We start from the raw sequence: 24,544 nt of genomic DNA, 5'->3' as shown, positions 1-24,544 counted from the left end.
CCCCAACCGTACGTCGCGGCTCTGACACCCCAACTACAAGATCAACAGCGCCGTGATGTCACCGGCCGACGGTCTCGATTCAGCGTGACTCCCGTGCCATGGATTCGATGACACCGGCCCATTGACGGTAGAAGTCGAATATGGACCCTGCCAGCACGGTCATCCCATGTGGTGTATCAGCTACGGCTACCCAGAAGCCTCCTGGCTGATCAGTGTTGATCCATTTGGCTGATGCTCCATGCCCTGGAAACTCCATCGAATGGGCGTACCATGGACCGGCCAGCATTTCAGCAGGAATCCCTTTGGCAGTCATCTGTGGTCGAACTTCTGCCATGCGCTCCGGGAGACCGCTCACCATGGCGTCCAATTCGCGCAACTCCACCTCGAACGCCGGCTCCATCAGCCACGCGGGTGTGAGATCGAACCACCGCAACAGTGCCACGCAGACAGCCGCGGATGGCATGCTTGCCAAGGTTGCCGTTCGAATGGGTTGTTCATCTGGAGCCGTGGCGTGCACTTCCCTCATGTCACACAGCGTGGCTTCCTGACCGTGGATATAGACACTGAGGATGCTGCGGAACGTTGCGGACTCATAGGAGCCGACACCGTGTGGGTCACCGTCCACGGCCAGCAACAACTTCCGGCCGAGATGCGTCAAAGCCCTTCCCTCGGCAAGACCAATTGCCTGGAGTTCCTTCAGGGCATCAGCCGCGAATCGCGTGGGTAGTCCTTCGAATTGAATGTCGCGCGCCATGTCCTGCGCGAGCTTGAAGGCTGCATAGGACATGGAGATTCCGGAACCACACGTCCAATCGTTGTTCGCCATGTCACTGGATTCACCGAGTGGGATTACTGGCGGTTGTTCGAGCACCTGGATGGATGGATCAGCGTCAACAATCTTCCGTAAGGAGTCACTCAACTGCGGTGCGCGCGGCCCAGAGTGGACGGACGGTCCGTTGTTCCCAGCACTGGTCGTCCAGTCGACCTGAATAGAGTCGACAATTTGCTTTGCAGCTTCTACCGCACTGTCAATGTGGCCTGGGCTGGCGGTTGTCACAATTTCCAGTGCAACGGATCCGAAATCGAGGTGCCACATCCATTGTTCAAATGCATGATCGTTGTGGAAACCGCTGAACACCACACGCCGGGTGGGCACTTGTTGGTGAGTAAGACTTGCATCCACCAAAACGGGGCGCATACCCAAGACCGACTGGGTGTTCAGGACATCAATGTGGCGCCGCTCTGAGCCGATGTAGTCAGCAAGCTCAATGGGGTTGAGCACGATGGTTGATGCTATGGCCCTCTGTCGGCGCTTAAATAATCCCTTTGTTGGTTTGGGTGTCAAGACCTGTTGTGGCTGATTTGGGCTTGAACTAACCCGCCACCCTTTCGGTATTAGGTACCTGTGCGACTCCCCAGAAATCGACCTGAGAGTTTCTGTCATAGCGTTTCTCTTCCGTTTTGTCCGACCGTGGAGGAATCCGTGTGCTGTCGATGTTTGGGTGGGGTGCCCATTCCGTGGGTGTTCATAAGGGCGATGGCCAGGTCTCTTGTTCGTTTGCCATTTCTGATGCGCGGGTTGCAGTGGAGGTAGTCGTCTTTTGCGTGCCATCCGCCGTAACTCAGAGGTCTGCCGGAATACCATTTGTTGTTTTCGCGGTAGTGGTAGGCCAGGTCTGGGCTCACCAGGAAAGATAGTTGGCCGTTCAGGTAGCGGATTTCACGTACGTCAGGCCAATCCACGCCCCACTCGCGGGTGCGCACTCCAACTTTGTTGAGTCTCACGGGTGAGGGGTTGAGGAGGCATCGCGTTAGATAGAGGAACGTTAGGAACAGTGCAATGCTGAGCAGAGGGAACAGCGGCCACATGCGTGAGTACAGTCCACGGCCAAGATAGCCGCGCAGCCCAAGGGTGAATAGCCAGATGAAAATGGGGGCGCCTGCCAGGTGTATGACCGCTTCAAGGACGAAACGAATGTAATTAACGTTTGCCCTATAGGGTAACTGGGTAGAATTGAGAATATCTTGGCCCCAGACTGGGTCCTTGCCCTTGGGCCAGAGCGTACGGCGAGCAATTTCTGGATCGCGAAGTTTGCGACTTCTGTATATATTTCTGGGTACAATGAACCGGGGTGGCTGGTGAAACGCGAACCACGCAAGAGTGGGTGAAATAATAAACGCTACCCCGATAAATGCGACCAACTCTATCGTGTGAAGGAAAGTTCCGCGTTCAAAGTAGTCGTAATTGAGAAATTCATTGGCAGCAATCAGCAGGAAGCAGCTTGAGAAAAATGTGCACGCACCTAGGGCGCCTAGTGGAATCCATCCGCTCCCATGTCGGTGCCAAACGTCCGGACCTCTGCCTTTCCAGGCAACAATAAATATGCAGCCCCCCATCATCGCAAAGATGCCAGGGAATATTAATAAGAAAATGCTGGATTGGGATTCGTTTAATAGCATGATTATTCAAGACTCTTGGTATCCGCGTTGTTTTTCCAAGGAGGTGTTGGTGCGACGTGCGATACTGACTCTTCCTGTGTGGTTGTCCCGTATGTGTTCATGAGAGAAATAGCTAGGTCTCTAGTTTTTCGGCCGTTTTTGATACGGGGATTGCAGTGGAGGTAGTCGTCTTTTGCGTGCCATCCACCGTAGCCAAAGGGTCTGCCGGAATACCATTTATTGTTTTCGCGGTAATGATAGGCCAGGTCTGGGCTCACCAGGAAGGACAGGCGTCCGTTGCGGTAGCGAATTCCACGTACGTCAGGCCAATCCACGCCCCACTCGCGGGTGCGCACTCCAACTTCATTGAGTGTCACAGGTGAGGGGTTGAGGAGGCATCGCGCTAAGTAGAGGAACGTTAGAAACAGTGCAATGCTGAGCAGAGGGAACAGCGGCCACATGCGTGAGTACAGTCCACGGCCCAGATCGCCGCGAAGTCCGACGGTGAATAGCCACATAAACAAAGGAGTGCCCGCAAAAGCTAGAAGTGCTTCAAAGGTGGACCGAATGTATTTTACGTTCGCCGTGTACGGGAGATTGGCTGGCGTAAGACCTTGTAGTCCCCAAGTGGGGTCTTTGCCTTTGGGCCATAAAGTGCGGCGAGCTATTTCCGGATCGCCCTGCTTGCGACTTTCGTAGATGCGCTTTGGTAAAAGCACCTTAGGCGGTTTATTAAATGAAAACCATAGGAATATTGGGGTAACGAAAAGTGCGGACCCAAGAAGAATGATTCGAATAGGGTAGAATAGAGGTGATTCTCTGCTTGGGAGATCGGTATTTAAAACTAGGTAGATAGTCGCTAGGGTGCAAAGAGGAGTGAATATGGTAAAGCTAGCGGCAAAAATATAGGGAATCCACCCGTCTCCGTGGGTATCCCACCAGTCGCGGCCATGACCTCTCCATGCGGCGGTGAAAATTATGAGACCTGCGGCAGACAGGAGCCCGAAGAATGCTGCAACCAGGATGAAAATTTGCATATCTGTCACCGGTCAGTCCCCTGTTTCCCCGGTATTACGAGAAGATGGGACTTCCAGAGAAAATTCGTCAGCTCCCTTGTCGTATGCCGCCTGTTCCAGTAGGTCTCCTCCTAGTCCTACAATACTCTCTCTTTTGTCATCCCCATCGACATCTGGAATAACTTCAACTGTCTCGGTTGCTATTCCTGCGCCAAAGGATGTCGCTAGACCAACATAGGGCCCGGCTGTGACTGTGGCAGCTGTGGCAGCGAGGCCAATCGTCAGCCCTGCGGCGGTCTGAGCGGTTGTGTTGGTTACGGCTCGATTATGAGCTTCATCTTGAATTTGTTTAGGGGAATAGTTTGGTCTGGATTGTGCGAGCAAATATACATTTTTCCGTTTTTCGTCGCGGTATGTCATACCTGTGTTGAGGGCTGTTAAAGCCGTGCCGCCAATTTTAGATCCCGCGCGAGTCTTGCGAGATATTGGCGCTTCCCCCGTTGACGATTTTGTGCGTCGACTGTTGTATAAAATGTGACCACCCACGGCGGTCGTGGAGAACCACTCGTCAGTCACGTAAGTGCGAGCCTGTGTGGTGTGGGTTTCGGTCAGTGGGTTCCCTGCCCCAGGTGCCCGGTTCGCGTGCCCTGCTATATCTCCCGCTTTGCTGCGCACCCTAGGAGGAGTTTTGTCGGTCGACTGCAAATCTGGTTTCATTTTATCCGCGCCTGGATTCAAAAAACGCGCCAAGCGATCATTCATGGAAACGGGAAATTCCTTGGTGTTAAGGGTGTTGTTGCCGTAGCTGAGAATCAGCGCGTGTGAGGTCCCTGTTGATATTACGGCTCGCTCGCCAGCGCGCACCGGGTAGGTTGCGTCCTCTGGATCAAGTAGGGCCGTTTCCCAGGGTAGGAATGGCCCTTTTCCATTTTGTAGACCTTGAGCCTGGTGATGTGGGTTGTACAACGGGTCGCGTGTTGTGGTTCGTGACTGGGTGGTCTGCAGGTCTAGGCGGAACTTCCCGCCTGTTGTCACAGCGGAATCTGCGAAAACCATGGCTGCGCTGGCAGCTGACCAGTCGTAGAAGGACATGGCTGGTCTGAGATCGGTCGCAAGAATTTCTACGGCGTCCTCGTAGCGGCGCTGCAAAGATGGTATTTCAGCACTCCAGGTGTCGTACTGATTCTGAAACTGAAAATCCAGATCGTCGTACGTGGTGTCCCCGTGATACTGGTTGAAGAGTAAACTGTTGGTCTCCACCTCATCTCGTCTGGCCTTCAGCGGTTGGAGTGTGTCGCTGAAGACCTGGATGGCTTTGACTACGTCTTTTGCAAAGTCGTTGAGTATGTCCATGTCCTCGAAGGCACGGTCCAGACCGGTGTACAGATTCTCCTCCGATGGCCCGGAGTAGATGCTGGGGAGACGTTGCCAAGTTGTGTGGGCGGATTCTGTGCCCTCATAGGCCTCTTGAGCTTTGTCCTTGAGAGTGCGTCCGTGATCCTCCCAGATGAAAGGGTCTTCCCACGTGGTCAGGGAGCTGAGGTCTATGCGAGGCATTCAGTTGTTCACCACACCCGGCATGTCCGGAACCACAATGTGTCCTGCGTACATTTGTGCTTGTCCAGCCATGTCCTGGTCTCCTTCGGAAATGGCCGTTATTGCTTGGCTACCAAAGTAGGCGGCGCTGGCGATTCGATTGACCACGGATGTCATACCGGGGAGCAGGGAGTCATCTCTCAAAGCATCAAGTGCCGTTTTGAGGTCCTGGTGCTGGCACGCTGCGCGGATGTCGTCAATGACATCAGAGGCTTTGTCCACGTGCCGGCCACGATTCCCCGCCACACATCTACCGTTCTGAAAAGATCTTCGCATTGTTCGGGTCTGACGTCCCACGATGCCATGTTCAAACTCCTTGTCCGTGTGGGGCTCAACGTAGCTTCTCCTGAACAACATGGCTAGTCGCGTCGGGATTGTGTCGGTTGAGTAGCGGTATTCACCACCACCGCACGGCGTCAGCTGGCCGGTGAGAGCCGAACAACCCCCGCTTGTGTTGTCTGGGGTCCGTGGTGGGATGGTGCCATGACCGAACAAGGGCTCCAAGAAGGTGGAATGGTGAACCACCTTGACGCCGAACAGCGCACCATTGCTGATCTGAAATCCGGCTGTGGCCCGGTCATGGTCTGGGGGGCTCCCGGTACTGGACGAACCACCGCAGTGTTGGCACTGGCAGCCCGGCGGCTGGCAGCTGGAATGTCGTCGGAGAACCTGCTGGTCCTGACGCCCAGCCGTGCCTCCGCCGCTCGTTTCAGGGATCAGTTGGCGGCAACTGCCGGTGCCACCATCTCAACCCCACCGGTGAGGGCCTGGCAGGCGTATGCGTTTGACCTCCTCCGCAGGGCGCACCTGCGTGGCTTGCTGCCCGGTGTGGAGAATCCGCCCAAATTGTTGTCGGGCCCCGAACAAGACGTTCTGATTCGTGAACTCATGGATGGTCAGGCGCGGGGGTTGGGAGCCGCCGTCGTCTGGCCACCGAGTTTGGGTGAGGCCGTGGCAACTCGTGGATTCCGGGCAGAAATACGCGAATTGTTTGACCGTATGTCTGAACACGACATTTCCCCGGATCAGCTACGCCAACTGGGTAAGGAGTTGGGCCGACCTGAATGGGCTGTGGCCGCGCGATTCCGGGAGGAGTACCAGGCGGTCCGAAGGCTGCGCATGCCGGAAACCTTTGACCCCGCCGCTCTGGTGACTGAGGCCGCGCGGGTGCTGGAGAATCACCCCGAATTCCTGGCGGAGGAACAGCAACGGCTGGAACTGGTGATCGTGGATGACCTTCAGGAGGCCACACGATCCATCCATCGGCTGTTGCGGGTGTTGTGTGCAGGTCAAGACCTGGTGGCCACTGCCTGCCCCGACACAGTCGTCCAAGGCTTCCGTGGTGCACGGCCGGAGGCACTGCGTGACGCAGTGCATTCGCTGGGGCGGGATCAGCAGCCCATGGCATCTGTGGTGCTGAGGCACAACCACCGGATGGGTGCCCCCGTGCACCGGGCCTGGCAGCGGGTGGCGCAGCGGATCCCCGCCGTGACGGCACACAACCTCCGCGTGGCACCAACAGATGGGACGGAGGACGGGTGCCAAGTGCAAGCAACTGTGTTGGCATCCACCACCCATGAGGCGCGCTGGATCGGTGCCGATATTCTCCGCCGTCATTTGCTGGAGGGGCAAAGCCTGGAAGGTGTTGCGGTGATTGTGCGCAACAGTGCCATGTTGCGTGGACTTCAGCGTCAGTTGGAAAGTCTGGGTATCCCCGTGACAACCGCGGCTGCAGAGACTCCCATCAGGGATGAACCAGCGGTACGGCCCATCCTGGCAGCATTGCGTCTGGTTGTAGCCGCGGAACTGGCTGAAAGGGTCGCAGCACAGCACCCAGAGGTGGGGGAGGCCGGTGCGCGCGGAGAACTCCCGGAGACCACCGACCACCCGGGCCAGTCCGTGGAGCAAGACGAGCCGTCCTCCCAACGTGCACATGACGTCTTGGAAGCTGCCCAGGCCGTGGAATTGCTGACTTCGCGCATCGGGGCTGCCACCGCCATGGACATTCGTAGACTCCGGCAACGGTTGCGCTACGCCGAGATCCGTGATGGCGGGGGACGCAATTCAGACCGGCTGCTGGTGGAGGCCTTGATCAGACCCGGTGCCTTGGAGACAGCTGGGGTGCGCTCCACACCAGCCACGCGCGTGGCTCGGATGCTGCAGGCCGGACGGCACGCACTGACACAACCCAACGCCACCGCGGAGACCGTGCTGTGGGCTCTGTGGGAGGCCGCCGGGGTAGCCTCCACCTGGCAAAAGACCGCATTGGCGGGTGGTGAAGCAGGACGGCGAGCAGACCGGGATCTGGACGCGGTGGTGGGGCTGTTTGAAATGGCCGAGCGGTTTGTGGACCATCTGCCCGGGGCTGGTGCTGCCGAGTTCCTGGACTTTCTGGAACTGCAAGAACTGCCCATGGACACCTTGGCGGCCAGGGCGCCGTCGTTGGCCTCCGTGGAAATCATGACCCCGGCCACCGCTGCCGGTCGCCAGTGGCCCGTGGTGTACGTGGCAGGAGTGCAGGAGGGGCAGTGGCCCAACACGACACTGCGCGGGCAGCTGCTGGGCACCGATCTGCTGGCGGATGCGGCTGAATTGGGCACGGAGGTGGCAGCTGCCACCTCACCCGTGACTCGGCTCAACGTGGTGAGATACGACGAACTGCGCAGCTTTTCCACTGCCGTCTCCCGAGCATCGGACTGCTTGGTGGTCACGGCTGTGGCCGACCAGGACAACGAACCTTCCGAGTTCCTGGGGCTCATTGACCCCTGGGAGCTCACCTTCCACCCGGAGGCTGGTGACCAGGCCCGGCCGGTGCTGACTGCTCCCAGGCCGTTGACTCTGCCGGCATTGACCGCTCAGCTGCGGGCAGCGGCGCAGAGCCCCGATGAGCTCCGTGCGGAGGCCGCCGCGCGGATTTTGCATCACTTTGCTCGCTCGCAAACCCCCGTGCCCGGGGCCGACCCCAAGGATTGGTGGGGGCTGCTGGAACTGTCCACCCAAGAACCGGTCCTGGACCCTGGGGAACCAGTCCCGGTGTCACCGTCCCGTGTGGAGACCATCACACGGTCCCCGCTGGACTGGTGGGTTTCGGTGGCCCGTGCCGAAGCTGCCACGGACACCGCCAGGAGTTTGGGCACCTTGGTGCACGCCATTGCGGAGGCGGCGCCGAATGCACCCAGCTCTGAACTCGTCCGTGAACTGGACCGGCGCTGGCCTGAACTGGGACTGCCCCAGAACTGGGAGTCGGAGCACCTCAAACAACGGGCCGAGCTCATGCTGCGCAAATTTGCCCAGTACGCCATAGAAGCCCGCTCAAAACACAAACGAGAGCTGGTGGCGGTGGAGGGCTCCTTCAGTGTCCTGATCACCGGTGGAGCGCGGGATGCTTTGTTACGGGGCCGGGTGGATCGCCTGGAAGTCGATGAGCAGGGCCGTTATGTGGTGGTGGATCTCAAAACCGGCGCGGCAGACATCTCTGCCCGCACGGTGAATGAGCATCCGCAGCTGGGCACGTATCAGGTGGCTTTGGCAGCCGGCGCCGGGGAAGCGATGGCAGCCCAGGCCAACGCCGAGTCTGAGGCTGAGAGTGAGGCCCAGGTACAAGCACCCTTGGAGATCGACGTCGCCCAGCCCGGTAGCGCGGTACCCGGCGGTGCCGTTCTGGTGCAGTTGGGCACCACATCCGTCAGCGTGAGCGTTCGCACTCAACAGCCCATGTCAGAGGATGAAACCTGGGCCCAGGAACTGATTTCATCCGCTGCACAGTTGGTGGCGGGACATGAATTCGTGGCTCGGCACACCGCTGAGAACTCCGGTGCCTTCGGCCGCAAGTGCCGACTGCCCGGTGTCTGCCCGTTGTGCAGCGCAGGCAGGCAGGTGACGTCATGAATCATCAGCGGGATGACTCAACCCAACGTTCTCATTCGTCGCCGGAAAGGCAACAGCCCATGCCCTCACAGCACCCGTACGGCGGGATTGAACCGCGTTTCTCCCCGCAGGAATTGGCCCAAGCGCTGGGCGGCAATCAACCCACTGAACAACAGGCGGAGGTCATTGCGGCTCCACTCACGCCCAAGTTGGTGGTAGCGGGCGCAGGTTCGGGCAAGACCGCCACCATGGTGGACCGGGTGGTGTGGTTGGTGGCCAACGGAATTGTCCGCCCGGACCAAGTGCTGGGTGTGACCTTCACCCGAAAAGCTGCCGGTGAACTGCGCGACCGTGTGCGCGGTCGATTGAGTGTTCTGCGGTCCAAGGGGCTGGTGGTGGAGCCCTTGGCGGACCAGGCCCAAGAGGCCGCTGAGTCACCTGGTGACCGTTTGACCGGGGGTTCCACTGCACACGACCCCACCTCCGCGGAGCCCACCGTGCTGACTTATCACTCCTACGCCAACACGCTGGTGCGCACCTACGGGCTGCGCATTGGTGTGGAGGCGGAGACCGTTCAACTTGGCCAGGCCCAGGCTTGGCAGATGGTACGAAGCCTGGTGGAAAGCTGGGACGGGGAGGTCAAGGACAATTTCAACGCCACAACATTGACCGAACAAATCCTCACCCTCAGTTCCGGCGCTGCGGAACACCTGTTGACGGCCTCCCAGCTGGAGGAATTTGCAGATGACATCCTGCCCCAGCTGCGTGATGTTCCCCGGTACACGAGCGACGAACCTGGCGGGCGAGACCAAACCTCATTCGGAGACGGGGTGAAGAAGGCCGTAGCGACGTTGGAACGCCTGCGAATCCTGGCGCGGATGGTGGAGCGTTTTGACAGCATCAAGCGTCACAACGAAACCATGGACTTTGGGGACCTCCTCAGCCGCGCCGCTCGGATTGCCAGAGAAGACCCCGCAGCCCGGGCCCTGGAACGTGAACGGTTCAAAGTGGTCCTGTTGGATGAGTTCCAGGACACCTCACACGCTCAGATGGTGCTCTTTGCCTCCCTCTTCGGGGGCGGCCATTCCGTCATGGCGGTGGGTGATCCACAGCAGTCCATCTACGGCTTCCGTGGAGCCTCCGCCGGGCAGCTCTTCAGCTTTGACCGGTGGTTCCCCACCGGCACGGGCGAACGATCCATTCCCGGATTCCTCACCACGGCATGGCGTAATGACACCAGTATCTTGGACACCGCCAATGCAGTGGCCAAACCATTGCGGACTCCGCCGCCGTGGGCTGTGACCACCGGCGACGGGTTGCAGGAAGTTCCGCAGTTGGACGCACGCCCCGGGGCCGGGGCCGGTAAGGTCACGGCCAACCGGTATCTGACGGACGACGACGAAGCCCAAGCCATCGCTCACGCCATTCAGGAGACTCGGGCTGAGGCGGACCCTCAGCAGTCGTACCCCACCGTGGCGGTGCTGTGTCGCTCGCGCTCGCAGTTTGAGCCCATTCGCCGGGAGCTGGCGGCGGCCGGCATTGCTTACCAAGTGGTTGGTGTCGGAGGTCTCCTGGAAGTCCCGGAGGTGGCGGATGTGATTGCCACTCTGCAGGTGCTCACGGACCCGGGCCGCTCCGATGCCCTGGCTCGCTTGTTGACGGGTGCCCGCTGGCGAATCGGCGCCCGTGACATGGTGGCCTTGGGTGATTGGGCTTCTCACCTGGAACGACGTCGCACGCGGGCGGCTCAACTCGGGGTGGCCTTGGAGGACGTTGCGTCAGAGGAACAGGAGCCGGAGCTAGCCGGCGCCAAGGCCGAAAATGTGGTGGAGGCTGACAGCGTTGATCTGGCGTCCTTGGTGGAAGCTGTGGAGTTCTTGCCACCAGAAGACTGGATTTCCAAGGCCGGGCGGAGTCTGACCCCCGTGGCTCGGCAGCGCATGGAGGAGTTCGCTCAGGAGCTGCACGGTCTTCGGTCTTGGCTTTCCGAGGACTTGACCGGCGTGCTGGCTGCGGTTGAACGAACTCTGGGCTTGGACATTGAGGTGGCCGCCCGCCCCGAATCGTCCGGAGTTGAGGGCCGGGGCAACTTGGATGCCCTGCAGGACCTTGCCGTCACCTATGTGGGCGCCACCGGCTCCCAGGATGTTTCTGCGTTCCTGGGGTGGCTGAACGTGGCAGCGGCTCAGGAGAATCCGGATGTGGCTCAGTCAGAGCCTGACCCCCACGCGGTGCAGATTCTGACCATGCACGCCTCCAAGGGGTTGGAGTGGGACCACGTGTATGTGCCGGGTCTGAACCAGAAGGACAAGAAACAGCAGAGCAGGGAGGCATCGGCTTGGACAAAGCATCCAGACAGCGTGCCCTGGCCGTTACGCGGTGACCGCCACCATCTACCGCAGTGGGCGGTGGACAACACCAACGTCAAAACGCTCAATGAATCCATGGAGATTTTTCTGGCGGACGGTGACCATCATGATCGTGGAGAAGACCGCCGATTGATGTACGTGGCCTTTACCCGGGCTCGTAGCCATCTGGCTCTGTCCTGCACGGTGTTTGCGGGCACAGCCAACGGCAGCAGAGAGCCATCAGCGTTCTTCGATGATCTGGCCCCCCTCATGGAGGGGAGTGCCGGTTCCACCCCCATCATCCACAAGCAGGAGTGGGCAGAACCAGAGGACAACCAGAAGAATCCATCCGGGTCACGGATTCTGGAGGCCGCATGGCCCTATGACCCATTGGAAGGCCCCACCGTCACGGAAATCACCGCGGCCGGAACCCCGCAGGAAAACCGCGTGATCCATGCACCTGTTCACGCCGGCCGCCGCATCCACGTGGAGCGGGTGGCACAAGCGGTCCGGCGCGGTGGCTTTGCCGAACACCGAGGCCTCACGGATACCGATCTGATGCAGCAGGCGGACACGCAGCAGCAACAAGAAGTACGGCAATGGGTTGAGGAAGCTCGCGTGCTGCTGGCAGCCCATCAGAATCCGCGGCGCAAGCCGGAGCTGGCCATGCCCACCCACGTTTCCGCCTCCACGGTTGTGGAACTCGGTAAAGACCCAGCAGCCGTTGCCGCTCAATTACGCCGCCCCATGCCGCGCAAGCCGTCCGTCTCCGCACGGGCAGGCACCACCTTCCACGCCTGGGTGGAGCAGTACTTTGATTCGCAGGCCATCTTTGACCTGGATGAACTACCCGGCGGTGCCGATGATTTTGTGGATCAAGGCTATGACCTACCTGCTTTGGCCCAGACGTTCCGCAACAGTGAATGGGGCAACCGTCAGCCGTGGGCGGTGGAATACCCCATCGAAACACCTCTGGCCGGGGTGACGGTTCGCGGACGCATTGATGCCGTGTTCAAGCAACCGGATGGAACCTGGGAACTGGTGGATTGGAAGTCCGGGCGTGCACCCGGTCCCAAGGATCTGGCCGAACGGGCCGTGCAACTGGCCGTCTACCGCTTGGCGTGGTCGCGTCTGATGAGCGTGGACCTGAAACAGATCTCTGCAGCGTTTTACTTTGTGGGCTCGGACCGCACCGTGCGCCCGCATGATCTGGCGGATGAAACCCGTCTGGAGGCGATCATCACCGGTTCTCTGTAACGGCTTCCGGGGAATCGTCCTGGGCGTGAGTCCGGGCCGAACGGGCGTGTTCGGTCCGGGCAGCCACCGAATCCTCCGGTTGAGCAGGGGCACCTGCCACCAGTTCTTCTTCGTAATCCTCCACGTCCGTCTCCAAAACGGCCAACATCCGCTGAGCATCCGCCACCATGTCCGGGCGTTCACGGGCAACGCCGCGCACCAGCCACCGTGCCAGAGCGAACTCCGCCTCCAGATGGGCCCTCCGTAGCAGGTGAGGGTCCGGTGCTTGACGGCTGGAGCGTGCATAGGCCGCCACCACGGCTTCGGCAAGACTGAGGTCATTGGCACCGATCAGCCATGCGAAATCCAGGGCGGGATCACCCACGTGAACATCTGACCACCCCGTGACAGCGGTGATCCGATTTCCATCCACCACCAGATTGTCTTCATGCAAGTCCCCGTGGACAACGTGGGTGGAAAAGCGCCACAGCGTCCGGTCCTCCAAGGCGTTTTCCCACCGTTGGAGCAAACCTGCTGGGATGAGCCCCGTGGTGGCGGCTTGATCGAGCTCATTGAGCATGCGAGTCCGGCACTGATCCGCGCTGTAGGCGGGAAGGTCTGCATCCATCACCATGGCCCGGGGGAGATCGTGGATGGCCGCCAGTAGGGCGCCGATCTGGGTGGTGACCGGTGGGACCGGTTCAGTGCTGGGTGGTTGAGGACGCGTGGGTGCGGCATCTGCCAGAGAGTCCAACTTGCTGATGGGCACGGGCCGCCCGGGCAGATGTGAATAGATGAAGGTACGCCGCTGATGGTCCTCCACAGACCCCACCACCGTGGGAATCAGGAAGGGCAGCTTGGCTCGCAGCTGAGGGGTGAAGGCTCGCAGAACAGAGTGCTCGGCTGCCAACCGAATGCCGGCTTCATCGGTCAGGGGGCTGCGCACGCGCCAACGTTTATTCGCCTGATCGGTGACCACCGCGGAGCGGAAATCGGCGTCGTCGTCCGGGGAGGGCCCCACGGACACCGGTACGATCCCCGGAACCCCAGCCACCGCCACCGCTGCCAGATGTTCCAGTGTTGCGCGCATGCGAATAACCCTACAGTTCAAGTGGAGCGGCACGTGTCGTGTCACCGGGAGCTGCCCACACGGCGGCCTGTGGATTCAGGCAAGCGCAGCTGAGCCGGCGCCGTTAGAGTGAGACGGTGTCTCAGCCAGATTCCATCGGACTTGACCCCGCATCTTTGCCCCTGTCCGCGTCAGCGCTGCATCGCCACAGCGCTGAACGTGACCAAGCCGATCAACGCCCCCACGCAACGCACACCCTGGTCATACTCAACGGCCGGATGCCGGTGGCTGCCGGGCGCCTGGTCCTGGTCCCGCGCGCTGACCTGCCCGCGTATCACGGTGATGCCGCCCACCCGGAGGTGTACCTGGGTGAGGTGCGCAGCGGCGGTGTGACTGTGCGCACCTTCGCCCAGGACCGGGACGACGACGCCGCGGCCGCGCCCCATGCTGCATCCGCTCAGGCCGTGGAGCTGATTCAGCGCATCCACCGGGAATCAGCTGACCGTGAAGAACCCCTGGAGTTCTCCACGCTGCGCGGGGCCGCCACCAGGTTGAGTGCCACCGATCCCGAGCACGCAGCCCTGGCCGTGACGGCTCAAGCTGTCACGGCGTGGCATGAAGATCACCCCCGCTGCCCCCGGTGCGGCCAGGTGACCACCGTGCAGCGGTCCGGGTGGATGCGGCGCTGCCCGGAGGATGGTTCCCTGCACTTTCCCCGTACGGACCCCGCCATCATTGTGGCCGTGACGGATGGTCCACCGGGGTCACCGGAGGAACGTCTGCTGTTGGGACGCTCCGCTGCATGGACGGGTAACAGGTACTCCACGTTGGCGGGATTTGTGGAGCCGGGGGAGTCCATTGAGCAGGCCGTGGTCCGGGAGGTCCAGGAGGAAGCAGGCATCACGGTGGGGCAGGTCCGTTACCTGGGCTCCCAGCCGTGGCCTTTCCCACGGTCCCTGATGATCGGCTGCACGGCTCGTCTGGAGGAAGGCAACACCCAACCCGACGGGCACGAAATCGTGGACCTGCAATGGTTCACCCGGGCCCAACTGCAAACGGCCGCCGAAGAATCCAGCATCACGCTGCCCGGCAGGATCTCGATTGCCCGCGCCCTGATCGAGCACTGGCTGGGGCAGGAACTACCGGAATCCGGCTGGTGATCCATGATCAGCTCTGACCCCGCCGCTCAGGCACTGTTTCCGGTCATCGCGGGGGATGACCGCTCGCTGCCCGAACGCATCCTGGACGGGCTGGACCCGGAACAGCGTCAAGCAGCCACGGCCTTACGCGGCCCCGTGTGCATCTTGGCCGGCGCCGGCACCGGCAAGACTCGCGCCATCACACACCGCATTGCCTACGGGATAGCAACCGGTGTTTACACCCCGCAGAAGGTTTTGGCCCTGACCTTCACGGCACGTGCCGCCCACGAAATGCGCCACCGTCTGCGCGTCCTGGGTGCCGAGGGCGTTCAAGCCCGTACGTTCCACTCCGCAGCCTTGCGTCAGCTCCAGTATTTCTGGCCGCAGGCCGTGGGAGGGAGCATCCCGGATCTGGTCGAGCACAAAGCCAAACTGGTGGCCCAGGCGGCGGGCTTCATGCGGCTGAGCAATGATCGTGCAGCCGTGCGAGATCTGGCCGGAGCCATTGAAAAAGCCAAGGTCTCCATGCTGACCCCGGAGACCTACGTGCAAACCCTCACGGAAACTGCCGCCGGTGGACCCGGTACGCATCTGGAGCTACCTGCCGGTCATGATCCCCGCACCATCGCGCGGTTGTGGCAAACCTACGAAGACCTCAAAACGGACCTCAACCGGATCGACTTTGAGGATGTCCTGCTGCTGACCGTGGGCATTCTGGAAGAGGACCAGAGGATCGCCGCCACAGTCCGGGAACAGTACCGCCACTTTGTGGTGGATGAGTACCAGGACGTTTCACCCTTGCAACAGCGTCTTCTGGATGCCTGGCTGGGCCCACGCGATGACTTGTGTGTGGTGGGGGATGCTTCTCAGACCATCTACTCCTTCACGGGGGCCACCTCCCGGCACCTGCTGGAGTTCCGCACCCGTCACCCCCAGGCAGTCGTGGTGAAGTTGGTCCGGGATTACCGCTCCACCCCGCAGATCGTGGACACCGCAAACCGTCTGCTGGCTGCCCGCCGCCCGGGTGCGGACTCCACTCCGGGGTCCTGGGCAACCCCCCTGGAGCTGGTGGGCCAGCGGGCGCCGGGCCCGGCGCCGTCGTGGAATGAATACGACGACGACCAACTGGAAGCTCAAGCTGTCGCCGTCAGAATCCAAGACTTGTTGGATGACGGGGTCGCGGCCTCAGAAATAGCGGTCCTGTTCAGAACCAACGGGCAAGCCCAGGCTTATGAGACGGCACTGGCAGATGCCGGCATCGGGTTCAAATTGCGCGGTACCGAACAGTTCTTCCGGCGGCCTGAAATCAGGCAGGCACTTCTGCAGATTCGCAGTGCCGCCCATGCGGTGGACCCAGACCACTCCGTGGACGGGCAGGGGGCAGACCCTCATGCCGTGGGCCAAACCGTGCGGGACATGGTCAGTTCTTTGGGCTGGTCAGCCAAGGCGCCACGGGTGACCGGGGCGATTCGGGAGACCTGGGAGTCCCTGGCGGCCTTGGTGGACATGACCGACCGCATGGCTGTGGCTCACGCTGAGGCGGTTGAATCCGCACGTGTGGCGGGGCAACCCCACCCCGGGGAATTCACGCTGCGGCATGTGGCCGAGGAACTGGGCCGCCGCGCCGCCCAGCAAGACGCCCCGGCGGTGGAAGGTGTCACACTGGCTTCCCTGCATTCGGCCAAGGGCCTGGAATGGGATGCCGTGTTCTTGGTGGGCCTGACCGAGGGCCTGGTGCCCATCGCTTTTGCCGAAACCGCCGATGAGGTGGATGAAGAACGCCGCCTGCTCTACGTGGGGATCACCCGCGCCCGTGAACATCTGATGCTGTCCTGGTCCCTGTCCCGCACACCGGGTGGGCGGCCCAATCGCAGCGCCTCCCGTTTTGTCAAAGATCTGCTGCCCAGCCCAGGGAGATCACGCTGAACCAACAAGCCGTGCGCAGTTTTACCCCATCAGCGCTGATGGGGTAAAACTGCGCACGGCTTTCACGGGAAGGCACACAGAGCACAGGTCTGCTGCGGGCTTGGCACGGACTCCACCTGACTCAACGGAGCCCCGGGCCGCAGGACCGTCACCTGCTGCGACTCCGCTGACTCTTGACCCGTGGAGCGTCCATCAGCTGGCCCGCTGGTGCCAGACGTGGCGACTGCCAAAATGTGTTGGGCCGTCACGGCTGCCGTGAGGGCGGTATGCGCAGGCCAGGCTTCATGACGTGCCACACGCAGTGGTTCGGGCGGACTGATCCCCGCTGCCGTTCGCAGACACTCGTCACAGGCTCGCGCGAACCAGGGCCGGGGTGGCCACAAGATGGTGCTGCCAGGTGGATGCCCGTCCAAACTCACCACGTCCAGTACGCGGTGGTCATCCATCAGCCGGTTGGACACCCGGGTCAGGCGGGGATCGTCGTCGTTGTGCAGGGTGCTGCGGGCTCGGATGACCAGCGCCCCGGCAACAGCGGTGGTGGGAAACCGGGCCGGGTTGGCGCTGGCGATGGCTTGCGGGTTGGCCGCCAAAATTCGACGCCGCACCCCGTTCTCCCGCGCCCTGCCGATGTCCGGCAGATCAAAAGCCCCGGCCGTGGCATCCGACCACGTGGCAGGACGCGGGTCGATCACCGTGAAGCCGCGCACCCCACAACCGGCCAGGAGGATCGCCGCCGCAGCGGTCACGGGGCTCAATCCCAAGAACAACAGATGCAGTTGCGCTGCCGGGGTGCGTTCCTGCAGCCTCTGGCCGCTCAGATGCGGCGCGCGCAAATTCGGGTGCCGAGCGGTGGGCGCTGCCGGAATGGCGGAAGTGGCCACAAAATCCCCCTGGGTTGATGGCACCGGTGCTCCGTGGAATCCTCACCCACCGGGCCGGGCCTCTCCAGTGTGGCCCGTGAAACTTCCGCCAAAGGAGTTATCCACAGGTCTTTCTGGGGGAATCCAGTACCGGTCCTCGGTGGTGTCGGAGGTGTTGGCTAGCATCAGCACAGTGATCACCCCACCCACAGCAACCCCGGAATCAGAGGCTTACCCACCCGTGGACGTGCAGCGTTCCGCGCGTCGTAAGAAAACTGTGTCTGCACACTGGTCAGGGGAGACGGTGGTCCTGCAGGTACCAGCCCGGATGTCCGCACGGGAAGTGGCCCGCTGGGAGAAGGAACTGGTGGCCAAGTTGGTGACCAAACGCGCCCGGGCCAGCGCAGCGCGCTCGCAGCGCAGCCAGGACGATCACCTGCACGATCGCGCCCGTGAACTGTCCCGCCAACACCTGGGGGGTCAGGCGGAACCCACCAGTATCACGTGGTCCACCCGGCAGAACACCCGCTGGGGATCGGCCACACCGGCCACGGGGACCATCCGGATCAGCAGCCGATTGAGAACGGCACCGTCCTGGGTGCTGGATGCCGTGATTTTCCACGAACTCTGCCATTTGCTGGAGGCCAACCACGGGCCCCAGTTCCGCAAGCTGGAGCAGCGGTTTCCGGGAATGGCCAAGGCCCAGGCGTTCCTGGACGGAGCGGCCTGGGCCTTGGGTGATCCGGAATCCAGCGACTGACCTCAGTTCTGACCGGCCTCCGGACGGTCGGTGCCCTCCGGCGGAGTGTCGCCATCGGAGCTGTCTGTGCTGTCACCGGTGTCGGAATCATCGGCAGCATCATGGGCGGATTCTTCGGTGGAGCCCAGCAGTTCTTCCAGGGCGGCGTCGAACTCGGCATCGGAGGCCGTGAGCAGACCGCGCCGTGATTCGTAGCCGGCGGGATCATCCAGATCCTCGTCTGTGGGCAGCAATTCGGGGGCATCCCACAGCCCGTCCCGGTCCTCCAGACCCCGCCGCTGCTCCACGAAACGCCAGAACTCCGCGGCTTCCCGCATGCGGCGGGGGCGCAATTCCAAGCCCACAAAGGAGCCGAAGGCGTGCTCGGCCGGACCTCCGGAGGCACGACGACGTCGCATGGTTTCCGCCAGCGCGGCAGACCCCGGCAGGTTGGTGGTGGCCCGCACGGTCACCACATCCACCCAGCCTTCAATCAGCGCCAGGATGGTTTCCAGGCGGTTGAGCGTGGCTTTCTGCGTAGGGGTCTGTTCGGGCATGAACATTCCGGACCCCAGAGCCTCCTGAACGGCTGCGGGATCGGATGGGTCAATCTGGCTGGCCAAACCTTCAATCCGGTCCATGTCAATGTGGATTTCTTCGGAGAACGTGGTGATCAAGTCGATTACGTACTGCCGCAGCCACGGCGCAGCGTGGAAGAGCCTGGCCAAGGCCACTTCCCGCACCGCCAGATAAATCACCACTTCTTGTTGCGGGAGACCAAGGTCCTTGCCGAACTCCTGAACATTGCGGGGCAGCATGGCGGCACGGTCTTTGGCCAGGGGGAAGCCGATGTCAGTGGAAGACACCACTTCTGCGGCCAACCCACCCAGAACCTGGCCCAACTGCATGGCGAACATCATGGAACCGGCATTGGCCAACATCCCGGAGGCCCCACCCAACATGCCTGCCATCTCTTCCGGCAGCTGGCCCTGGATGGAGTCTGTCAATGCCTTGCTCATGGACTCGGCCACGGGGGCTGTGATCTGCTGCCAGGTTTCAAACGTGGCTTCAACCCATTCCGCCCGGGACCAAGCACTGGGCTCAGCACCGGGCGAGCCAAAGGCGGTGTGGTCCTCGACCCACAGCTGGGCCAGCTGGACGGCATCGGCCACAATCTTGCGTTGGGCATCATCCACGCTGGGATCACCGGCTGAAGCCACCACCCGCCGGGCGTGATCCTTGGCCGCTGTCCAGTTCACGGGGCCATCGGATGGGCCCGCCGAAAACATGGACTGGACTTGGGCAAACATGGCTTGCATGCCGGCGGGATCCGTGGGGATACCCATTTTCTGCAGATCCTCTTGGGACATGCCGGAGTTGCCCAGGAACTGCTGGAACATGGCCTGGAACGGGTCCTGGTTGTTGTTCTCTCCGGAGTCCTCCGGATCCTTCTCCGGGTCATGACCGGAATTGGGTGGCTGCGAAGTCATGGGTTCTCGCTCCCGCCTTCAGATCCTCGCCTTGAGGATTTAGTGACCTACTATGAGGCGTCCAGGCTAACCACTCGCACGCGCATGGGCACCAGTGGAGGCCGTCAGTTCGCTGGAAGCATGCGTGTTAAGGATCGCTTCGTGTCTGCTCGTTTCACCCGTCCCAGATGGCTGGGGTTGGAATCCGGTTCCATGATTGCCACCGGTGTGCTGCTGATTGTGGCCGCCTGGTCACCCACCCCGTACGTGTTGGAGCGCCCCGGTCCGGCTTTTGACACCACGGGACAGATAGATGGCAAGCAAGTCATGACGCTGGAGGGTGTGGAGACCTACCCCACGGACACCCAGCTGGATTTCACCACCGTGTACGTGGTGGGTGGGCCCGGAGCCAGTCCACGCATTCTGGACACCATGTACTCCTGGTTTGCACCCACCCAGGCGGTTTTGCCGCAGGAGGTCATGTACCCGCCCACAGCCACCCGGGAGGAAATCAGCAATTCCGGGACTGCCGCCATGGACTCCTCCCAGGATTTGGCGGTGGCCTCTGCCTTGGAGCACCTGGATGAGTCGTATGACACCACCTTGACCGTGTACGACGTCGTCCCCGGGTCTCCCGCAGATGGCACTCTGCGCGCCGGGGATGTGCTCAAAAGCGTCAACGGGGAGCCGATCACCTCCCTGGATGGCTTACGTGAGGCCCTGAACAACGACGACGACGCCTCCGTCACCCTGGATGTTGACCGCGACGGTGGGCGGGAAGAACTGACGGTGGCCACGGTTGAATCGGATGGCAACCAACAACTGGGGGTGTATCTGGAGCGGGGGTTCGATTTCCCGTTTGAGGTGAACTTTGCCCTGGAGAACGTGGGCGGTCCCAGCGCCGGGCTTATGTTGTCGCTCGGCGTCATTGATGAACTCACTCCGGGCTCACTGGGGGGTGACACCCACGTTGCGGGAACGGGGACCATAGACGTGGGAGGGGATGTTGGACCGATTGGTGGCATCCGCCAGAAGATGGTGGGGGCACGGGAAGCCGGTGCGGAGATTTTCCTGGCTCCCGTGGAGAACTGCGCGGAAGTCAGAGGTAACCAGCCTGATGGCATGACGGTGGTGGCCGTGGAGAATTTGGATGATGCGGTCAGCGCCCTGGAATCTGTGGCCTCCGGAGAGAGCCCGAGCGCACTGCCGTCCTGCGGGATATAACGCCACAACCTGGGTCAAGCCTGGGGCGAAACTGGGTGGAGACTTTGCCCAGAAGGCCCTTCGCCGGTCAGAATGGAGGTCGCGCAGTCTGCGCGAGCCCGTGACCGATCCCAGGGAAGGCCCAGGACCGACGTGACAGCAGGAGCGGCAGAACCGCCTCGACCCCCCAAATCGCCACGACCTACAGGGGCGGCGAACCGTAAACTCGGCAGGGGCCGCAGCCCCCTGTTCATCACCGTGGCCATTGTGGTGGCCTTGATCGCGGCTTTTGTTGCGTTCACTCAGCTCTACACGGAGATCCTCTGGTTCCGTCAGGTGGGCTTCCTCAATGTGTTCGTCACCCAGAACATTGCCCGCGCGGTGATTTTTGTGGTGGCCGCTCTGGTGGTTGCCGTGTTGCTGTGGCTGTCCCTCTGGCTGGCGCATCGCAATCGTCCCGTAACGGCAGCCGCCGCAGCAGATGACAACCTGCGCCGGTACCAGCAGGCGTTGGAGCCGGTGCGCAAGCTGGCCATGTTGGCCATCCCGGTGTTGTTCGGCCTGTTCACCGCCTCCACCATGGCGGGGCAGTGGGAAACCGTGCTGTTGTTCTTCAACCAGGTGCCCTTTGGACAAGATGATCCGCAGTTCGGCATGGACGTTGGCTTCTGGGTTTTCACCCTGCCGTTCCTGCGGTTGCTGTTGGGTTTCCTGGTCTCCGTGATGTTGCTGTGCGCCATCGGCGCCGTGCTGGTGCATTACATCTACGGAGGCATCCGGATCACGGAAAAGGGGCTGAAGTTCAGCACCGCGGCTCGGGTTCAACTGGCCGTCACTGCGGCTCTGTTCCTGGTCCTGCAGGGTGTGAACTTCTGGCTGGACCGCTACGCCACCCTCCAGTCCACCTCCGGGTCCTGGACCGGTGCGCTCTACACGGACGTCAATGCCGTGATCCCGGTTCGGGCCATCCTGGCCATCGCCGCTGTCCTGGTGGCCGTGCTCTTTGTGGTTTCCGCCATCATCGGACGGTGGCGGTTGCCGCTGATCGGAACCGCCATGTTGGTGGTGGTCGCCGTCGTCGCCGGTGGAATCTACCCCTCCCTGGTGCAGCGGTTCCAGGTCACGCCCACGGAGCAGTCCGTGGAGAACCCTTACATTCAGCGCAACATTGACAGCACCCGCCAAGCCTTTGGGCTGGATGAGATCACCACGGAGGCTTACGCGGCCACCGTGGATGCCGGGGAAGGGGATCTGGCGGACTACGCCCAGACCACCAGCAACATTCGTTTGCTGGACCCCAATGTGGTCTCCCCGGCATTTGCTCAGTTGCAGCAGTTCCGCCCGTACTACGACTTCCCGGCCACCCTGAACGTGGACCGCTATGAATTGGACGGGGAGGTGCAGGACACCGTTCTGGCCGCCCGTGAACTCAATATCAACACCTCTGATTCCTGGTACAACCAGCACGTGGTCTACACCCACGGTTATGGGTTGATTGCCGCTTACGGTGACCGGGTGCAGTCGGATGGCCGGCCCTCCTTCATCCAGGGCGGGATTCTGGCCCAGGGTGCAATCTCTGAGGACTATGAGCCGAGGATCTACTTTGGCCAGCAGTCACCCGAATACTCGGTGGTCGGCGGAGCAGAAGGGGACGAGGACCTGGAGCTGGACCGTCCGTCCACCACGGATGATGAAGGTCAGGACGTCAACACCACTTTCCAGGGCGACGGCGGTCCCAACGTGGGCAGCCCACTGAACCGGCTCTCCTACGCCATTCGGTTCCAGTCATCGGATCTGTTGTTCTCGGACGCCGTGCGTCCGGAATCCCAGATCCTCTATGACCGCAACCCGCGGGACCGTGTGTCTCAGGTGGCTCCTTACCTGACAGTGGACGGCAACCCGTACCCTGCGATCATTGACGGTCGGGTCAAGTGGATCGTGGATGCCTACACCACCTCCAACAGCTACCCCTATTCCACGCCCATGCAGCTTCAGGAGGCGACTGCTGACACGGCCACGGCTGAAGGTGCCACCGCACAGTTGCCCAACGAACGCGTGAATTACATGCGCAACTCCGTGAAGGCCACCGTGGATGCTTACGACGGCTCCGTGGACCTCTACGCCTGGGATGATCAGGATCCCGTGCTGCAGGCGTGGCAGAACATCTTCCCGGACACCGTCAAGCCGTATTCGGAGATGTCTGCTGAGCTCATGGATCACGTGCGTTACCCGGAGGACATCTTCAAGGTGCAGCGTGAACTGTTGAACACCTACCACGTGACCCAGGCCAACAGCTTCTACGCCGGGGACGATGTCTGGTCCATCCCGAACGATCCCACCAGTGACAACTCCACGGCCATCCCGCCGTACTACTTGTCCCTGCAGATGCCCGGGGAGGAGCAAGCCAGCTTCTCACTGACCACGCCGTTCATTCCGCAGCAAAACCAGGGGGAGAACACCCGTAACGTGCTGTACGGCTACCTCTCCGCCAACGGTGACGCGGGAACGGGTGAGGATGGTGTCAAGGCCGATACCTACGGTCAAATGACGCTTCTGGAACTGCCCCGTAGCTCGGTGGTTCCGGGGCCTGGCCAGGCGCAAAACAATTTCAACTCGGACACGGAAGTGTCCTCCGCGTTGAACTTGCTGCGCCAAGGTGGTTCGGAAGTGATCAACGGCAACATGTTGGCGCTGCCCGTCAATGACGGTGTGCTCTACATCCAGCCGGTCTACGTGCGTTCCTCCGGTGAATCCGGCTATCCCACGCTGCGGCGTGTGCTGGTCAGTTACGGTGAGGAAGTGGGCTTTGCTCCCACGCTGGAGGAGTCCCTGGACCAGGTCTTCGGTGGTGACTCCGGGGCCCAGACCGTACAGGGTGCCGGTGTGAGCGAATCCCAGGCGGCGGAGGCCGCGGGTCAGGATGCTGTGCCCACGGAGGGTGAGACGGCGTCGCCGTCGCCGTCTCCCACGGCCACCGGGGGCACCTCCCTGGATGAAGCCCTTAACGATGCCTCCTCTGCCATGCGCGATTCCCAGACCGCCATGGAGGACGGGGACTGGGCTGCCTACGGTGAGGCGCAGGATCGACTGCAGGACGCCCTCAACCGCGCACTGGAAGCTGACGGGGTCTCCGCAACTCCCGCAGCTGGAGAGGGTGCGGTGGCACCGAGCCAGTGAGCCCCTCCCTCATGGGAAGGCCCACGGGCGGGGGTGAGCTCAGCGGCACCGAGCCAGTGAGCCCCTCCCTCATGGGAAGGCCCACGGGCGGGGGTGAGCTCGGTGGCACCGAGCCAGTGAGTGCATGATCTTGGGGCCCTCCATCGCGGTTTCCGCGGGGGAGGGCCCCTCGATTTGCACCGTGGGGTCCAGATGCGTAGAGTATTCATCTGTCGCCGCGGGGTGGAGCAGTTCGGTAGCTCGCTGGGCTCATAACCCAGAGGTCGCAAGTTCAAATCTTGCCCCCGCAACCACAGAAGAACCCCTCACCAAGATTTGATCTGGGTGAGGGGTTCTTGCTTTGTGCCAGTCCTGGAAAGCCGTGCGCAGTTTGATACCTCATCAGCGCTGATGAGGTATCAAACAGCGCACGGCTTGTATCAGGTGGGCTCAGATCTCCTCTGAGCTGATGATCTTCTCG

The 24,544-nt window shown here is 61.7% G+C and carries 16 protein-coding genes and 1 tRNA gene; 8 read left to right on the top strand and 9 right to left on the bottom strand.

Going from position 1 to position 24,544, the window contains the following annotated elements:
• Window positions 1–79: 79 nt before the first annotated feature.
• From Q4G32_RS00085 to Q4G32_RS00065, 5 genes are all read right to left on the bottom strand, one after another.
• On the bottom strand, window positions 80–1,444 hold the full coding sequence (locus Q4G32_RS00085) for a hypothetical protein (RefSeq protein WP_303348355.1): 1,365 nt from the start codon (window positions 1,442–1,444) through the stop codon (window positions 80–82).
• Window positions 1,441–2,460: a hypothetical protein gene (locus Q4G32_RS00080; RefSeq protein ID WP_303348354.1), complete on the bottom strand. Its 1,020-nt coding sequence runs from the start codon at window positions 2,458–2,460 to the stop codon at window positions 1,441–1,443. The genes Q4G32_RS00085 and Q4G32_RS00080 overlap by 4 nt, the downstream gene beginning before the upstream one ends.
• A 2-nt stretch (window positions 2,461–2,462) precedes the next feature.
• Window positions 2,463–3,476 (bottom strand): hypothetical protein, encoded by a 1,014-nt coding sequence (locus Q4G32_RS00075; RefSeq protein ID WP_303348353.1) that lies wholly within the window; start codon window positions 3,474–3,476, stop codon window positions 2,463–2,465.
• Window positions 3,477–3,488: 12 nt separating this feature from the next.
• Window positions 3,489–4,808, bottom strand: a complete 1,320-nt coding sequence (locus Q4G32_RS00070; RefSeq protein ID WP_303348352.1) for a hypothetical protein — start codon at window positions 4,806–4,808, stop codon at window positions 3,489–3,491.
• 204 nt (window positions 4,809–5,012) lie between these two features.
• Entirely contained in the window at window positions 5,013–5,297 is a 285-nt protein-coding gene (locus Q4G32_RS00065) for a DUF6507 family protein (protein ID WP_303348351.1), read from the bottom strand.
• A 237-nt stretch (window positions 5,298–5,534) separates the two neighbouring features.
• On the opposite strand from Q4G32_RS00065, the gene Q4G32_RS00060 reads away from it, so the two are divergent.
• Window positions 5,535–8,939, top strand: a complete 3,405-nt coding sequence (locus tag Q4G32_RS00060; protein ID WP_303348350.1) for an ATP-dependent helicase — start codon at window positions 5,535–5,537, stop codon at window positions 8,937–8,939.
• Between the two features lie 59 nt (window positions 8,940–8,998).
• Window positions 8,999–12,523, top strand: coding sequence for an ATP-dependent helicase (locus tag Q4G32_RS00055; protein WP_303348349.1), 3,525 nt, complete (start codon window positions 8,999–9,001; stop codon window positions 12,521–12,523).
• On the opposite strand, the gene Q4G32_RS00050 is transcribed toward Q4G32_RS00055, so the two are convergent.
• Window positions 12,507–13,592, bottom strand: a complete 1,086-nt coding sequence (locus Q4G32_RS00050) for a macrolide 2'-phosphotransferase (protein ID WP_303348348.1) — start codon at window positions 13,590–13,592, stop codon at window positions 12,507–12,509. The genes Q4G32_RS00055 and Q4G32_RS00050 overlap by 17 nt on opposite strands.
• Before the next feature lie 116 nt (window positions 13,593–13,708).
• On the opposite strand from Q4G32_RS00050, the gene nudC reads away from it, so the two are divergent.
• On the top strand, window positions 13,709–14,731 hold the full coding sequence (gene nudC, locus Q4G32_RS00045) for an NAD(+) diphosphatase (protein WP_303348347.1): 1,023 nt from the start codon (window positions 13,709–13,711) through the stop codon (window positions 14,729–14,731).
• Between the two features lie 3 nt (window positions 14,732–14,734).
• Window positions 14,735–16,636 carry an ATP-dependent helicase gene (locus tag Q4G32_RS00040; RefSeq protein ID WP_303348346.1) on the top strand — a complete coding sequence of 634 codons (1,902 nt, stop codon included), beginning with the start codon at window positions 14,735–14,737 and terminating at the stop codon, window positions 16,634–16,636.
• Window positions 16,637–16,698: 62 nt separating this feature from the next.
• On the opposite strand, the gene Q4G32_RS00035 is transcribed toward Q4G32_RS00040, so the two are convergent.
• Entirely contained in the window at window positions 16,699–17,541 is an 843-nt protein-coding gene (locus Q4G32_RS00035; RefSeq protein ID WP_303348345.1) for a hypothetical protein, read from the bottom strand.
• Between the two features lie 148 nt (window positions 17,542–17,689).
• On the opposite strand from Q4G32_RS00035, the gene Q4G32_RS00030 reads away from it, so the two are divergent.
• Window positions 17,690–18,256, top strand: coding sequence for a M48 metallopeptidase family protein (locus tag Q4G32_RS00030; protein WP_303348344.1), 567 nt, complete (start codon window positions 17,690–17,692; stop codon window positions 18,254–18,256).
• A 2-nt stretch (window positions 18,257–18,258) separates the two neighbouring features.
• Here the strand turns inward: Q4G32_RS00030 and Q4G32_RS00025 are convergent, their stop codons facing one another.
• Window positions 18,259–19,725: a zinc-dependent metalloprotease gene (locus Q4G32_RS00025; protein ID WP_303348343.1), complete on the bottom strand. Its 1,467-nt coding sequence runs from the start codon at window positions 19,723–19,725 to the stop codon at window positions 18,259–18,261.
• Between the two features lie 141 nt (window positions 19,726–19,866).
• On the opposite strand from Q4G32_RS00025, the gene Q4G32_RS00020 reads away from it, so the two are divergent.
• The 3 genes from Q4G32_RS00020 to Q4G32_RS00010 all read left to right on the top strand — a co-directional run bounded on the left by Q4G32_RS00020 (window position 19,867) and on the right by Q4G32_RS00010 (window position 24,377).
• On the top strand, window positions 19,867–20,928 hold the full coding sequence (locus Q4G32_RS00020) for a YlbL family protein (RefSeq protein ID WP_303348342.1): 1,062 nt from the start codon (window positions 19,867–19,869) through the stop codon (window positions 20,926–20,928).
• A 72-nt stretch (window positions 20,929–21,000) separates the two neighbouring features.
• Window positions 21,001–24,084, top strand: coding sequence for a UPF0182 family membrane protein (locus Q4G32_RS00015; protein WP_303348341.1), 3,084 nt, complete (start codon window positions 21,001–21,003; stop codon window positions 24,082–24,084).
• Window positions 24,085–24,300: 216 nt separating this feature from the next.
• A tRNA-Met gene (locus Q4G32_RS00010) sits at window positions 24,301–24,377 on the top strand.
• Here Q4G32_RS00010 and Q4G32_RS00005 read toward each other — a convergent pair.
• On the bottom strand, window positions 24,356–24,544 hold a 189-nt coding region (locus Q4G32_RS00005), incomplete at its 5' end, for a hypothetical protein (RefSeq protein ID WP_303348340.1). The two genes, Q4G32_RS00010 and Q4G32_RS00005, sit on opposite strands and share 22 nt — an antisense overlap.

The sequence above is a fragment of the Kocuria sp. genome (genome assembly GCF_030538595.1).
Taxonomy (GTDB): Bacteria; Actinomycetota; Actinomycetes; order Actinomycetales; family Micrococcaceae; genus Kocuria.
Note: the sequence above shows the minus strand (reverse complement) of the source record. Positions and strands in the feature narration are given on the sequence as shown.